Source organism: Microbacterium sp. 16-032 (assembly GCF_041079455.1).
GTDB lineage: Bacteria > Actinomycetota > Actinomycetes > Actinomycetales > Microbacteriaceae > Microbacterium > Microbacterium testaceum_A.
The window spans coordinates 334,023-348,770 of sequence record NZ_JBFYGQ010000001.1 but is presented as its reverse complement, the minus strand read 5'-3'; the positions used below and the strand labels follow the sequence as shown (position 1 = coordinate 348,770).

The following is a 14,748-nucleotide window of genomic DNA, read 5'->3' as shown; positions in this document are numbered from 1 at the left end:
GCGGGCCCCGCCCCTAGGCTGGGGCCGTGCTGCTCTCCGATCGCGATATCCGGGCCGAACTCGACGCGAAGCGCCTCGGCCTCGAGCCCTTCGACCCGGCCATGGTCCAGCCCTCGAGCGTCGACGTGCGCCTCGACCGGTACTTCCGGTTGTTCGACAACCACAAGTACCCCTTCATCGACCCGGCCGAGGACCAGCCCGAACTCACCCGCCTCATCGAGGTCGAGCCCGACGAGCCGTTCATCCTTCACCCGGGGGAGTTCGCGCTCGGATCGACGTTCGAGCGCGTGAGCCTGCCCGACGACGTCGCCGCGCGGCTCGAGGGCAAGTCGTCGCTCGGGCGCCTGGGGCTGCTCACGCACTCCACCGCGGGCTTCATCGACCCGGGCTTCTCGGGCCACGTCACCCTGGAGCTGTCGAACGTCGCGACGCTGCCGATCAAGCTGTGGCCCGGCATGAAGATCGGGCAGGTCTGCTACTTCCGGCTCACCTCGCCGGCCGAGAACCCCTACGGCTCCGGCCCCTACGGCAACCGCTACCAGGGACAGCGCGGACCGACGGCCTCGCGGTCGGCGCTGAACTTCCACCGTACCGACGTCGGTTCGACCGACGCGGGGTCCGCGGGACGCTGACGAAACGACGACGCGGCGGGCTCCCGAGGGAGGTCCCGCCGCGTCGTGTTCTCGATGATCACTCGGATGCCGCGGACTCGCGCCCACGGATGAATCCGGCGTCGAAACCGCGCTCGTAGGCGCGCTCCGCTGCGCGATGTCCGCGCTCGTGCCGATGGCCGGGGTGGCCGTGGCGGTGCTCGCCGTGCGCGCCGGAGCCGTCCGCGGCTGCGTGGTCGCCGTCGGGCCGGTGCCCGTCGGTGTGTCCGCCGTGCCGGGGTCCGAAGCCGTGGTGGGCGTTGCCGCCGTCACCGCGTCGGTGGTCGCGCTCGCCGCCGCCGAAGCGGGGGCCGCCGCGCATGCCGGGGCCGAATCCGCGGCCCGAGCCGGGGCCGAACGGGCCGGGACCGAAGCCGAACCCGCGGGGTCCCCGCGGGCCTGCCGTCTCGGTGTCCTCGTCGAGCCCGAGGGTGGCGGAGATCGCGTCGAGAGCGGTGTTCAGGCGCTCGATCTCGTCGGCCGGGACCTGGGAGAGAAGCGCCTGGCGGTCGGCATCCACTCGATCGAGGATCTGACGACCCTCGTCGGTGAGCGTCCAGCCGTCGCCGGCGGGGGCGATCCATCCCTGGTCGGCGAGGGCGCTGATGCGCTTTCCGCCGCGGGCGATGCGGTCGCTGATCCACGGGGCGTCGAGGCGCCCGTCGATCACGGAGAGGACCATCACGGTCTTCGGGTGCAGGTCGCTGTCGCGCAGCTGTGCGAACAGGCGGTGGTGCAGCGCGTGGCCGACCGTCGTGAGGCGGTGGGCGAGGCTGCGGGGATCTGAGGGGGTGGGGGTGTTCATGGAGGGGTCCTTTCGTCGGCGGTCGATCCGCCATTGCATGTCATGTGACAACGAATGTACTGTGACATGTATTCCGGATGCTTGTCAAGCGACATGTAAAATCTCCCCATGTCCACCGACCCCGCCGACGAGATCGCCGCCGCCCTCGGGCGCCTGCGTGGACGCCGACCGCGGCCGCCTTTCGCGGGCGACGGCCACCACCACCCGCACGGTGAACACGGCGGCGGACACGGGGGACCGTGGGGGCGGGGCGCTCCGCCGTGGGTCGCCGATCCCGCGCACGGGCGCTTCGGAGGCCCCGCGCGGCTGCGCATGCTCGACGCGTTGATCGCGGCATCCGGGTCGCTGTCCGTCAGCGAGATCGGCGAAGCCGTCGGCGTCGATCAACCCCGCGCATCGCGACTCGTGCAGCAGGCGGCGCAGATGGGACTGGTCGTGCGCGAGCCCGACCCCGACGACGCCCGCCGCACGCGTGTGCGGCTCACCCCCGAGGGGGAGGGGCTCGTATCCGGTTTCCGCGGACGTCGACGGGATGCCGTGCGCTCCGCGCTCGAATCCTTCACCGACGCCGAGCGGGTGGAGTTCGCGCGTCTGCTGGCGAAATTCGCCGACTCCTGGCCGCGCGACTGACGTCGTTCTCCCGGCGGATCAGACGATGACGGCCGGCTTCGCCTTCACCGGGATGAGCAGCAGCAGCCCCGCGCCGAGGATCAGCACGATGCCCAGGATGCCGAGACGCGTGTCGCCCGTGATGCCCACGAACAGGGCGAACAGCCCGGGAGCGAGGAACGACACGGCGCGACCCGTCGTGGCGTACAGACCGAAGATCTCACCCTCGCGCCCCTCAGGAGCGACGCGGGCGAGGAAGGACCGGCTCGCCGATTGGACGGGGCCGACGAAGGCGCACAGGCCGAGGCCGGTGATCCAGAAGGCGCCCTGCGACGTCCCGATGAAGAGGACGGCCCCGCCGAGCACGATGAGTCCGATCAGTGAGATGACGATGACGCGCCTCGGGCCGAACCGATCGTCGAAGCGGCCCGCGACGAACGTGCTCACCCCCGCCACCACGTTCGCCGCCACCGCGAAGTACAAGACCTGCGTCGAGCTGAAGCCGAACACCTGCGCGGCGATGATCGCGCCGAAGGTGAAGACGCCGGCGAGCCCGTCGCGGAAGACGGCACTCGCCACGAGGAAGAGCAGTACCTCCCGGCTGTCGCGCCAGAGCGAACGCAGCGTGCCCCACAACACCACGTAGGAGCGGAAGAAACCGACCCGCACCTGGCGGCTGCGGGCGGGGATCTCCGGAACGCGCAGCAGCACCGGGATCGCGAACGCACCGAACCAGAGGGCGGATGCCAAGACGGCGAGGCGGATGTTCCATCCACCCTCCTTTGTCACGGCGAGGAGCCCACCGGCATCCGGATCTCCGAAGCTCTGAATGAAGAGCGCCAGCAGCAGGAGGAGCAGCACGATGCCGCCGACGTAGCCCATCCCCCAGCCGAAGCCCGAGACGCGGCCGATGTTCTCGCGGGTGGAGACCTGCGTCAGCATCGCGTAGTAGTTGACGCTCGCGAACTCGAAGAAGACGTTGCCGACCGCGATCAGGGTCGCACCCAGCACGAGGAACCCGGGGGTGCCCTCGACGAACACCATCGCCGCCATGGCCAGCACGACGAGACCGGTGTTGATGCCGAGCCAGAGCTTGCGGCGGCCGGTTCCATCGGAGCGCTGACCGAGCACCGGGGCGACCAGGGCCACCACGATCCCCGCGATCATCAGCGCGACACCCACCAGGCTCGCGTTGTCGGCGAGGGCGCGCACGAGGGCCGGGTCCTTGTCGTTCCCGTTCGCGGCGGCCACGATCCTCGGGTCGACGAAGAGCTGGCTGGCCAGGTACGTGCTGAAGACGAAGGTCGTCACGACCGCGTTGAACGCCGCCGACCCCCAGTCCCAGAGGGCCCACGCGATCACCGGTCGGCGCTCGGTGGCGGGGGCTGCGGTGGTGCCGGGGGAGGACATGTCGGTCACGCTAGGGTCCTTCGGTGAACGCCCGGTACGGCCGGGGAGGCAGCCGCGCCGTCGTCGGCGCGCGGGTTCAGGTTAGACCCCGGCCCGCGCGAGAGCGCGGAGGAGACTACCGTGGAGGCATGGCATCCGAAACCCCCGTCGACTCCGCTGAAGCCGAGACCACTCCCGAGAAGCTCACCTTCGCCGATCTGGGACTGGATGCCGCTGTGCTCAAGGCCCTGAAAGACGTGGGCTACGAGACCCCGTCCGCGATCCAGGCGGCCACGATCCCCGTGCTGCTGCAGGGCCGCGACGTCGTCGGCCTCGCCCAGACCGGAACCGGCAAGACCGCCGCCTTCGCGCTGCCCGTGCTGTCGCAGATGGAGACCGGGCACAAGAACCCGCAGGCCCTCGTGCTCGCGCCCACCCGCGAGCTCGCGCTGCAGGTGTGCGAGGCGTTCGAGAAGTACGCCGCGCACATCAAGGGCGTCTCGGTGCTCCCCGTCTACGGCGGCCAGGGCTACGGCCAGCAGCTGTCGGCCCTGCGCCGCGGCGTCGACATCGTCGTGGGCACCCCCGGTCGCATCATGGACCACCTCGACAAGGGCACCCTCGACCTGAGCGAGCTGAAGTACCTCGTGCTCGACGAGGCCGACGAGATGCTCAAGATGGGCTTCGCCGAAGACGTCGAGACGATCCTCGCCGACACCCCCTCGACCAAACAGGTCGCGCTGTTCTCGGCGACCATGCCGGCGCAGATCCGTCGCATCTCGGCGCAGTACCTCAACGATCCCGAAGAGATCACGGTCAAGACCAAGACCGCGACCTCGACCAACATCACCCAGCGCTACCTGATCGTGTCGTACCAGCAGAAGATCGACGCCCTCACGCGCATCCTCGAGGTCGAGAACTTCGAGGGCATGATCGTCTTCACCCGTACCAAGAACGAGACCGAGACGGTCGCCGAGAAGCTGCGTGCCCGCGGTTACACGGCCGCCGCGATCAACGGCGACGTGGCCCAGGTACAGCGCGAGCGCACGGTCAATCAGCTCAAGAGCGGCAAGCTCGACATCCTCGTCGCCACCGACGTGGCCGCGCGCGGTCTCGACGTCGACCGCATCAGTCACGTCGTCAACTACGACCTGCCGATCGACACCGAGTCGTACGTGCACCGCATCGGCCGCACGGGCCGTGCCGGACGCACGGGAGATGCGATCAGCTTCGTCACGCCGCGCGAGCGCCGCATGCTCACCGCGATCGAGAAGGCCACGCGCCAGCCGCTGACCGAGATGTCGCTGCCGAGCGTCGACGACGTCAACGCCACGCGCCTCACGCGCTTCGACGACGCCATCACCACGGCCCTCGAGGACACCGCCGCGATCGCGACGTTCCGCGACGTGGTGGCCCACTACGTGTCGCACCACGACGTGCCCGAGGCCGACGTGGCCGCGGCCCTCGCCGTGGTCGCCCAGGGCGACACCCCGCTGCTGCTCGAGGCCGAGGCCTTCCGCCAGCAGCGGTTCGACAACGACCGCCCCGCGCGCGACTCCGGTTCTCGCGAGGGAGGATCCCGCGACGGCGGTCCGCGTCGCGACTCTTCGGGTCGCTTCGCGACGTACCGCATCGCGGTGGGTCGTCGTCAGCGCGTCGAGCCCCGTCAGATCGTCGGCGCCCTCGCGAACGAGGGTGGTCTGCGCCGCAACGACTTCGGTGCGATCCAGATCCGTCAGGACTTCTCGCTCGTCGAGCTGCCCGTCGACCTGTCGAACGACGCGATCGACCGCCTCGCCGACACCCGTATCTCGGGCCAGCTCATCGACCTGCGCCTCGACCAGGGGGGCCGTTCGGCCAAGCGCAGCGACCGGCCGCAGCGCCGCGATCGCGACCGCGACTGAGTCCACGGCATCCGTTCGACGCCCCCGTACCCCGGTGAGGGTGCGGGGGCGTCGTGCGTGGTGGGAGCGCAATCGCGCGCACCATGTCCCACTTTTGGCTGCCTGGGGTGCGCTCAGGCAGCCCTTTTTGGGGCATGGTCTGCGCAGATGGGGACATGGGTGGAGGGATGCCGTGACACCGCGCTGCGCAGAAGAGCCCGGGGCCGCGCGGGGGTGGGCGCACGGGGCGACCGAGTCAGGTGGCATCCGGAAGTTGAGCCAATTCATATCAAGTCGCCTTGACCTCGCGAACGTGCTCCGATAACCTTGAGTCATCGCGGCTCAACCCGCGCAGAGACTTTCACCAGAACCCCGAGTGCGGCAACGGCCGCGCTCACAAGCAAGGAGACACATATGCCCCGTGCAGTGGGAATCGACCTCGGTACGACCAACTCCGTCGTGAGCGTGCTCGAGGGTGGCGAGCCCAAGGTCATCGCCAACGCCGAGGGTTTCCGCACGACCCCCTCGGTCGTCGCCTACACGAAGGACGGCGAGGTGCTCGTCGGCGAGACCGCCAAGCGCCAGGCCGTCACCAACGTCGACCGCACCATCTCCAGCGTGAAGCGCCACATGGGCACCACCTGGAGCTTCGATGTCGACGGCAAGAAGTGGACGCCGCAGGAGATCTCGGCCCGCATCCTGCAGAAGCTCAAGCGCGACGCCGAGGAGTACCTCGGTGACAGCGTGACCGATGCGGTCATCACCGTCCCCGCGTACTTCAACGACGCCGAGCGTCAGGCCACCAAGGAGGCCGGTGAGATCGCGGGCCTCAACGTGCTGCGCATCATCAACGAGCCCACCGCCGCGGCCCTCGCGTACGGCCTCGACAAGGGCAAGGAAGACGAGCTCATCCTCGTCTTCGACCTCGGTGGCGGAACGTTCGACGTCTCGCTGCTCGAGGTGGGCAAGGACGACGACTTCTCCACCATCCAGGTGCGCGCCACCTCGGGTGACAACCGCCTCGGTGGAGACGACTGGGACCAGCGCGTCGTCGACTACCTCATCAAGCAGTTCAAGGACACGACCGGTGTCGACGTCTCGGGCGACAAGATCGCCCTCCAGCGTCTGAAGGAAGCGGCCGAGCAGGCCAAGAAGGAGCTGTCGAGCTCGACCTCGACCAGCATCAACCTGCCCTACCTGTCGCTCACCGACTCGGGCCCCGTCTCGCTCAGCGAGACCCTCACGCGCGCCAAGTTCGAGGACCTCACCAAGGACCTCCTCGACCGCACCCGCAAGCCCTTCTCCGACGTCATCCGCGAGGCTGGCGTCAAGGTCGACGACATCGCCCACGTGGTGCTCGTCGGCGGCTCGACCCGCATGCCCGCGGTCGCCGAGCTGGTCAAGAAGGAGACCGGTAAGGACGCCAACAAGGGCGTGAACCCCGACGAGGTCGTGGCCGTGGGCGCAGCCCTCCAGGCCGGTGTCCTCAAGGGCGAGCGCAAGGACGTGCTGCTCATCGACGTCACCCCCCTGAGCCTCGGCATCGAGACCAAGGGCGGCATCATGACCAAGCTCATCGAGCGCAACACGGCCATCCCGACCAAGCGCAGCGAGACCTTCACCACCGCCGACGACAACCAGCCGTCGGTCGCGATCCAGGTCTTCCAGGGCGAGCGCGAGTTCACCCGCGACAACAAGCCGCTCGGTACCTTCGAGCTCACCGGCATCGCGCCGGCTCCCCGCGGCATCCCGCAGGTGGAGGTCACCTTCGACATCGACGCGAACGGCATCGTGCACGTCTCGGCGAAGGACAAGGGCACCGGCAAGGAGCAGTCGATGACCATCACGGGCGGCTCCTCGCTGCCCAAGGAGGACATCGAGCGCATGGTGCGCGAGGCCGAAGAGAACGCGGCCGACGACAAGAAGCGCCGCGAGTCCGCCGAGACCCGCAACCAGGCCGAGACCCTGTCGTACTCGATCGAGAAGCTCATCAAGGAGAACGACGACAAGCTCCCCGCCGAGGTCAAGACCGAGGTGCAGGGCGATGTCGACGCTCTCAAGACGGCTCTCGCCGGTGACGACGACGACGCGGTCAAGACCGCGTTCGACAAGCTGAACGCCAGCCAGGGCAAGCTCGGCGAGGCCATCTACGCCTCGTCGCAGGCCGCGGGCGAGCAGGCCGACCCCAACGTGGGCCAGCCCGGCAACGGCGAGACGCCGAACCCCGAGGAAGACGTCATCGACGCCGAGGTCGTCGACGACGAGAACCCCGACGAGAACAAGAAGTAAGCAGAGAACATGGCACACAAGGACGACGAACAGCCCACGGGCTCGGGCGCCGGTCCTGACGAGACGGGGCCGGAGGAGAACACCTCCGGCCCCGCGCCGTCGGGCGACCAGCCTCAGACCGAAGGGACGGATGCCGATGGCCTGACCATCGACGACATCCTCGGCGCCGAGCAGACGCCCGAGGCCGCCGCAGAGGGGGCATCCTCCGACAAGGAGGCCTCGCTGCTGATCGACCTCAAGCGCCTGCAGGCCGAGTACGCCAACTACCGTCGGCGCACCGAGGAGCAGCGCGAGCGCGAGATCGAGCGCGCCAAGGGCGAGGCCGTGAAGGGCCTGCTGCCCGTCATGGACGACCTCGACCGCGCCGCCAAGCACGGTGACCTCGTCGAGGGCAGCCCGCTCTCGGCGATCGGCGACAAGGTGCGCGCCGTGGCCGAGCGCCTCGGTGTGGTGTCGTACGGCGCCGTGGGCGACGTGTTCGACCCGCAGCAGCACGAGGCGATCTTCCAGGCCCCCACCCCCGGCGTGACCGAGACCACGATCCTCGAGGTCGTCGAGGTCGGCTACCGCCTCGGTTCGGTCGAACTGCGACCGGCCAAGGTCGTCGTCGCCGTGCCGGCCGAATAGGAGGACCCATGGCGAGTCAGGACTGGTTCGACAAGGACTTCTACAAAGTCCTCGGTGTCGACAAGAGCGTCAGCGCTGCCGATCTGAAGAAGACGTACCGCAAGCTCGCGCGCCAGTACCACCCCGACTCGAACCCGGGAGACGCGAAGGCCGAAGCGAAGTTCAAGGAGATCAGCGAGGCCTACTCGGTGCTCAACGACCCCGAGCAGCGCGAGGAGTACGACCAGATCCGGGCCATGGGCTCGGGGGCGCGCTTCTCGGCTCCCGGGGCCGGAGCGGGCGGTGGCTTCGACGACGTCTTCAGCCGGTTCGGTCAGGGGCGGCAGGCGCCGTCGGGCGGCTTCGACGACTTCTTCACGATGTTCGATCAGCAGGGCGGCGGCTTCGGCTCCGGCCGGTTCGGTCAGACGACGGGAGGGTTCCGCGGCTTCGGCGGCCCGCAGAAGGGCGCTGACGTCTCGGCCCGCACGACGCTCGACTTCGTCACCGCGGCCAAGGGTGAGACCATCACCCTCGCGGGCGAGGACAACGTGCCGTTCAAGGTGAAGATCCCCGCCGGCGTGTCCGACGGGCAGAAGATCCGGCTGCGCGGGCGTGGACGCAAGTCCCCCGACGGTGGCGAGAGCGGCGACATCGTCGTGACCGTCGCCGTGCGCCCCCACCCGGTCTTCACGCGCGACGGACTCAACCTGCGCATCACCGTGCCGGTCACCTTCACCGAGGCCGCTCTCGGTGCGACGATCGAGGTTCCGACGCTCGGCGGCGACCCCGTGCGCTTGCGCGTGGCCCCCGGCACCCCCTCGGGACGCGTGTTGCGCGTCAAGGGTCGCGGGATCTCGACCACCAAGGGCACCGGCGACCTGCTCGCCGAGGTCCAGGTCGCGGTGCCCACGCATCTCGACGATGCCGCGCGCGAGGCCCTCGAGCGGTTCCACGAACTGGAGCCGAAAGAGAATCCCCGCGCCGACCTCATGGCCAAGGCGCGATAGACACACGCGCGTCGCCGAGGTTCTCGGCATCCGATACGACAGGATGCCGAGAACCCGGCACCCGCATCCGGCACGACGAAAGAGGTGAAGACGTGTCCGAAAGAGAGATCGACGAAGACGCCCCGATCTTCGCCATCGCCGCAGCCGCCGAGCTGTCGAACATGCACCCGCAGACCCTGCGGCAGTACGACCGGCTCGGCCTCGTCGTGCCCGCGCGGACCCAGGGCGGTTCGCGGCGGTACTCGAGCCGTCACGTCCAGCAGTTGCGCGAGGTCGCGCGCCTGTCGGGCGAGGGGATGAGCCTGCCGGCCATCGCGCGCCTCCTCGCGCTCGAGGAGCGCGTCCACGAGCTCGCGCGTCGCGTGAACGACCTCGAGCGTCAGCTCACGATCGAGCGGCAGTCGCGCCCCGGTGCCCGCGTCTTCGCGGCCGGGGCCACCGGTTCGGTCGTCACGCTGCGCCACGGAGCGCGCGTGCGCCGAGCCACCGACATCGTGCTGTGGCGTCCGCGCGACATGCACGGCGACTGACGCCGCCCCGCGCTGCGCGAGGTCTGTGCGCCGTGCGAGGTTCCTGGGCGTGGCGAAACGGGCCGGGATGCCGCGGGCGCGCCGGGTTTCGACGGGCTCAGCCGCCCCTCCCGGCTCAGGCCGGGTCGATCCGCAACACGGTCGGCGCCTCGCCGACCTGCAGGTCGTCGACCACTCGGATCGTGCGCGCCACGGCATCCACCTCGTCGATCACCGTGCCGAAACGCTGGCGGTCCGAGCACACCGCCGTGACGGTCACGAAGTGCGAGCCGGTGTCCCACGTGTACGTGGCGAACGGAGGAGTGGTGGGATCGTTCGGCAGCGGCATCGCGAGCTTCTCGCCGACGCCGAGGTGCGGATTGCGGAACGACTCGGTGTCGTCGTACTCCATCGGCATCATCGCCCGCGCCGTGCGCAGCTGCGGTGTGGCCTCCTGCAGCTGCGCCATGACGACGAGCAGTTCGGGGTCGCTCTTCCAGACCCACACGAGCACGCGCCCGCCCGCGCGGCGCATGAGCAGGGGCGCCGCCTGGCTGAGGATCCACGCGAAGGCTCCACCGCCCGGGCGGGGAGCAGCGCCCGCGGCCTGATTGGCCTGGCTCAGCAGCATGCCGATCGCCGCCTTGCGGTGGCGTCGGCCGCGGAATCCGAGGGAGCCGGTCACGGGCACCCAGAGGTCGGCGGGAGCGTCGGCCTGCAGTCGAGACATGGGCTCAGCCTACGATCCGGCTCCTGAGAGGGGGATGCCGATGAGCCGCGTTCGCGACGAGAGAACGCTCCCACACGGGGAGGGGTCGCCGATGTCGGAGGTCAGTGCCAGGCTGGACTCCGCGGTCATCGCGACCGCGTCGATCTCTCGGAGGGCCTCGTGCTCGGCAAACTCCTCATCCGCTATCTCTCGCGCTATCGCTGGCTGCTGGTCGCCATCCTCGTCTTCCAGGCCGCGTCCGCGGTCGCGACGCTGTACCTGCCGCGACTGAACGCCGACATCATCAACCTCGGCGTCGCCCGTGGCGACACCGGGTTCATCTGGTCGCGCGGCGGGCTCATGCTCGTCATCTCGCTCGGCCAGATCGTGGCCTCGGTCATCGCCACCTACTTCGCCGCCCGGGCCGCGATGGCCGCGGGCCGCGACATCCGCCTCGACGTGTTCGAGCGCGTGAGCGGCTTCTCCGAGCGCGAGCTGTCGCAGTTCGGCGCGGGGTCGCTGATCACCCGCAACACCAACGACGTGCAGCAGGTGCAGATGCTCGCGATGATGGGCGCCACCATGCTGGTCAGCGCCCCTCTGCTGGCCATCGGCGGCATCGTCATGGCGCTGCAGCAAGACGTCGGGCTCAGCTGGCTCATCGCGGTGGCCGTGCCCGTCCTGGTGATCGTGGCCGGGCTTATCATCGCGCGGATGGTCCCGCTGTTCCGCAGCTACCAGACCAAGCTCGACGGCGTGAACCGCGTCATGCGCGAGCAGCTCACCGGCGTGCGCGTCGTGCGCGCCTTCGTCCGCGAGCGCATCGAAGAAGAGCGCTTCCGCGAGGCGAACACCGACATCCTCGTCGTCGGCCGCAAGGTCGGTTCGCTCTTCGTGCTGCTGTTCCCCCTCGCGATGCTCGTCCTGAACGTCACGGTGGTGGGCGTCATCTGGTTCGGTGGCATCCAGGTCGACGCCGGAGGGGTCGAGATCGGCACCCTGTTCGCCTTCATCCAGTACGTGGCGCAGATCCTGGGCGGCGTCCTCATGGCCAGCTTCATGACGGTGATGATCCCGCGCGCCGCCGTCTCGGCCGAGCGCATCGGCGAGGTCCTCGACAGCCGGTCGACGCTCGAACGCCCGGCGAACCCGGTCGAGCGCCTGCCCGAGCCCGGCGCGGTGCAGTTCGACGACGTCTCGTTCGCCTACCCGGGCGCCGAGTCGCCCGTCGTCTCCGGGATCAGCTTCGCCGCACGTCCCGGTGAGACCGTCGCGATCGTGGGGTCGACGGGAGCGGGCAAGACGACGCTCGTCTCGCTGCTGCCGCGGCTCTTCGACGTGACCTCGGGAGCCGTGCGCGTCGGCGGGGTCGACGTTCGCGAGGCCGACCTCGACGTGCTGTGGAAGAGCATCGGTCTCGTACCGCAGCGGCCGTTCCTGTTCAGCGGCACGGTGGCGTCCAACCTGCGGTTCGGCCGCGAAGAGGCCACCGACGATGAGCTGTGGCATGCCCTCGAGATCGCGCAGGGTCGCGACTTCGTCGAAGCGATGGACGGAAAGCTCGAGGGGCGCATCGCCCAGGGCGGAACGAACGTCTCGGGCGGCCAGCGCCAACGCCTCGCCATCGCGCGGGCGATCGTCCATCGGCCGGCCGTGCTGGTCTTCGACGACTCGTTCTCGGCGCTCGACCTGAGTACCGACGCCCGATTGCGACAAGCTCTGTGGCGCGAGCTCCCCGAGGTGACCAAGATCGTCGTGGCCCAGCGCGTGTCGACCATCACTGGCGCCGACCGCATCGTGGTGCTCGAAGACGGCCGAATGGCGGGTCTGGGTACGCACGATGAGCTCCTGGCCACCAGCGCCACCTATCGCGAGATCGTCGAGTCGCAGCTGGGGGTCGAGGCATGAGCACCGTGGACGCCCTCACCGAAGAAGAACGCGCAGAGCTCGAGCTCGCCGAGCAGGCGCGGGTGAACTCCGGCAGCTGGGACAGCGTCGCGCCCGGCAAGGCGTCGAACTTCGGCCCGAGCTTCCGTCGCCTGCTCGGCCTGCTCCGGCCATACGCTGCCGCTTTCGTGTTCGTGTCGATCCTCGGCGCCATCGGCGTCGTCCTCGCCGTGCTCGCCCCGCGCGTGCTCGGAGACGCGACGAACATCATCTTCGAGGGCGTCGTGTCGAAGGGACTCGCGCAGCAGTTCCCCGCCGGCACCTCGCAGACCGAGGTGGTCGACGCCCTGCGGGCCGCCGGGCAGAACGACATCGCCAACATCGTCGGAGCGATGAGCAACTTCTCCGTCGGTGCCGGGGTCGACTTCGACGCCCTGCGCGTCGTCATCGTGACGGTGCTCGCGATCTACGTCGGCTCGTCGCTGCTGTCGTGGATCCAGGGGTACGTCATCAACGTCATCATGGTTCGCACGATGTGGCGCCTGCGCGAAGACGTCGAGGCCAAGATCAACCGCCTGCCGCTGTCGTACTTCGACCGCGTGCAGCGTGGAGAGCTGATCTCGCGCGTCACCAACGACATCGACAACATCACGCAGACGATGCAGCAGTCCCTCTCGAGTGCGCTGACGTCGGTGCTCACCGTGGTGGGCGTGCTCATCATGATGTTCACCATCTCGTGGCAGCTTGCTCTCGTGGCCCTCGTCTCGCTGCCGCTCATGGCGGTGATCTTCGGCGTCATCGGTCCGAAGTCGCAGAAGGCCTTCGGCGAGCAGTGGAAGAAGGTCGGCCGCCTCAACGCCCGCGTCGAGGAGTCGTTCTCGGGCCACGCGCTGGTCAAGGTCTACGGCCGCGAGAAGGACGCCCGCGAGAAGTTCGAGGCCGAGAACGAAGAGCTGTACCAGGCCAGCTTCACGGCGCAGTTCCTCTCCGGCATGATCATGCCGGGCATGATGTTCGTCGGAAACCTCACCTACGTCGGCATCGCCGTTCTCGGCGGTCTCATGGTGGCCGGCGGGCAGATCCGCCTCGGCGACGTGCAGGCCTTCATCCAGTACTCGCAGCAGTTCACCCAGCCGCTGTCGCAGCTGGGTGGCATGGCCGCGGTCGTGCAGTCGGGCACCGCCTCGGCCGAGCGCGTGTTCGCCCTCCTCGACGCCGACGAGCAGGAGCCGGACTCGGCCGATGCCCCGGCGCACGTCGACGGCCGGGGAGTGATCGAGTTCGAGAACGTGCGGTTCTCGTATACGCCCGATCGCCCCCTGATCACCGACCTGTCGTTCCGCGTCGAACCCGGTCAGACGGTCGCCATCGTGGGTCCGACCGGTGCGGGCAAGACCACGCTGGTCAACCTGATCATGCGGTTCTACGAACTCGACGGCGGGCGCATCCTGCTCGACGGGCAGGACATCGCCGAACTCCGTCGTGACGACGTGCGCTCCCGCACCGGCATGGTCCTGCAGGACCCGTGGCTGTTCGCCGGATCCATCCGCGACAACATCCGCTACGGGCGCGAGAGCGCCACCGACGAAGAGATCGTCGAGGCCGCCGTCGCCACGCGCGTCGACCAGTTCGTGCACTCCCTCCCCGAGGGGTACGACACCGTGCTCGACGAAGACGCCGCCAACGTCTCGGCGGGAGAGAAGCAGCTCATCACGATCGCGCGGGCGTTCGTCGCCCGCCCCTCGGTGCTGATCCTCGACGAAGCCACGTCGTCGGTCGACACGCGCACCGAGCTGCTGCTCCAGCAGGCCATGGCGGCGTTGCGCGAGGGGCGCACCTCGTTCGTGATCGCGCACCGCCTCTCGACCATCCGCGACGCCGACCTCATCCTCGTGATGGAGCACGGCGACATCGTCGAGAAGGGCTCGCACGACGAGCTCATCGCAACCGAGGGCGCGTACTACCGCCTCTACCGCTCGCAGTTCGAGCAGGCGACCGCCGACCTCGACGCCACCGGGGCCGAGGCGTCGTCGGCCGACGACCCGCAGCGCACCCCGACCACCGACGACGCCGTGGTGGTGTCGGCGCTGGCGGCCGCGGCATCCGAGGTCCCCGCTGCGGCCGGCACCGACGGGCCGCCGCGCCCCGCGCAGGGCGTGCCCGCGCCCGACGCGCGCCTCGACGGACAGCCGTAACGCCGCCCGCCCGCCCCGCCGCGAAGCCCGCTCGGTCTCCCGCCGAGCGGGCTTCGTCGTGTCGGGGTCCACGGGGGCGCCGGCCCGGGCTCCGCACGGGCCGGCAGTGCGACACCTGTGGAGCGCCCCAGAGCCCCGAAACCCGCTCGGGTACAGTGGACGGGCGCATGCACCTGCCTCTGCGAACCGACCGCCGCATAGATAGGC

Annotated in this window: 12 protein-coding genes; 9 read left to right on the top strand and 3 right to left on the bottom strand. The window is 69.4% G+C overall.

The genetic code is table 11. The annotated features are described in order from the left end of the window. Positions 1-26 precede the first annotated feature (26 nt). The gene (dcd, locus tag AB6V31_RS01495) at positions 27-632 is read left to right on the top strand and encodes a dCTP deaminase (protein ID WP_056224730.1); all 606 of its coding nucleotides are present in this window, start codon (positions 27-29) and stop codon (positions 630-632) included. A 58-nt stretch (positions 633-690) separates the two neighbouring features. Here the strand turns inward: dcd and AB6V31_RS01490 are convergent, their stop codons facing one another. Then, on the bottom strand, positions 691-1,455 hold the full coding sequence (locus AB6V31_RS01490) for a hypothetical protein (protein ID WP_369363595.1): 765 nt from the start codon (positions 1,453-1,455) through the stop codon (positions 691-693). Between the two features lie 108 nt (positions 1,456-1,563). Between AB6V31_RS01490 and AB6V31_RS01485 the strand changes: the two genes are divergently transcribed. After that, positions 1,564-2,085, top strand: a complete 522-nt coding sequence (locus AB6V31_RS01485; RefSeq protein WP_268102636.1) for a MarR family winged helix-turn-helix transcriptional regulator — start codon at positions 1,564-1,566, stop codon at positions 2,083-2,085. 18 nt (positions 2,086-2,103) lie between these two features. Here the strand turns inward: AB6V31_RS01485 and AB6V31_RS01480 are convergent, their stop codons facing one another. Further along, positions 2,104-3,474 carry an MFS transporter gene (locus tag AB6V31_RS01480; RefSeq protein WP_369364116.1) on the bottom strand — a complete coding sequence of 457 codons (1,371 nt, stop codon included), beginning with the start codon at positions 3,472-3,474 and terminating at the stop codon, positions 2,104-2,106. A gap of 128 nt (positions 3,475-3,602) precedes the next feature. Here AB6V31_RS01480 and AB6V31_RS01475 point away from each other — a divergent pair, with 128 nt between their 5' ends. From AB6V31_RS01475 to AB6V31_RS01455, 5 genes are all read left to right on the top strand, one after another. Further along, positions 3,603-5,357 carry a DEAD/DEAH box helicase gene (locus AB6V31_RS01475; protein ID WP_369363593.1) on the top strand — a complete coding sequence of 585 codons (1,755 nt, stop codon included), beginning with the start codon at positions 3,603-3,605 and terminating at the stop codon, positions 5,355-5,357. 393 nt (positions 5,358-5,750) lie between these two features. Continuing rightward, the gene (gene dnaK / locus AB6V31_RS01470) at positions 5,751-7,625 is read left to right on the top strand and encodes a molecular chaperone DnaK (protein WP_074694626.1); all 1,875 of its coding nucleotides are present in this window, start codon (positions 5,751-5,753) and stop codon (positions 7,623-7,625) included. Between the two features lie 9 nt (positions 7,626-7,634). Next, on the top strand, positions 7,635-8,252 hold the full coding sequence (locus AB6V31_RS01465; RefSeq protein WP_074694627.1) for a nucleotide exchange factor GrpE: 618 nt from the start codon (positions 7,635-7,637) through the stop codon (positions 8,250-8,252). An 8-nt stretch (positions 8,253-8,260) separates the two neighbouring features. Continuing rightward, positions 8,261-9,241 (top strand): DnaJ C-terminal domain-containing protein, encoded by a 981-nt coding sequence (locus tag AB6V31_RS01460; protein ID WP_056224719.1) that lies wholly within the window; start codon positions 8,261-8,263, stop codon positions 9,239-9,241. A gap of 92 nt (positions 9,242-9,333) precedes the next feature. Continuing rightward, entirely contained in the window at positions 9,334-9,771 is a 438-nt protein-coding gene (locus tag AB6V31_RS01455) for a heat shock protein transcriptional repressor HspR (protein ID WP_056224717.1), read from the top strand. Between the two features lie 115 nt (positions 9,772-9,886). On the opposite strand, the gene AB6V31_RS01450 is transcribed toward AB6V31_RS01455, so the two are convergent. Then, positions 9,887-10,480, bottom strand: coding sequence for a hypothetical protein (locus AB6V31_RS01450; RefSeq protein WP_056224715.1), 594 nt, complete (start codon positions 10,478-10,480; stop codon positions 9,887-9,889). Positions 10,481-10,639: 159 nt separating this feature from the next. Here AB6V31_RS01450 and AB6V31_RS01445 point away from each other — a divergent pair, with 159 nt between their 5' ends. Both AB6V31_RS01445 and AB6V31_RS01440 read left to right on the top strand, forming a co-directional pair. Further along, positions 10,640-12,367 (top strand): ABC transporter ATP-binding protein, encoded by a 1,728-nt coding sequence (locus AB6V31_RS01445; RefSeq protein ID WP_074694628.1) that lies wholly within the window; start codon positions 10,640-10,642, stop codon positions 12,365-12,367. Continuing rightward, positions 12,364-14,541 (top strand): ABC transporter ATP-binding protein, encoded by a 2,178-nt coding sequence (locus AB6V31_RS01440; protein ID WP_256335536.1) that lies wholly within the window; start codon positions 12,364-12,366, stop codon positions 14,539-14,541. The genes AB6V31_RS01445 and AB6V31_RS01440 overlap by 4 nt, the downstream gene beginning before the upstream one ends. The last annotated feature ends 207 nt before the right edge of the window (positions 14,542-14,748 follow it).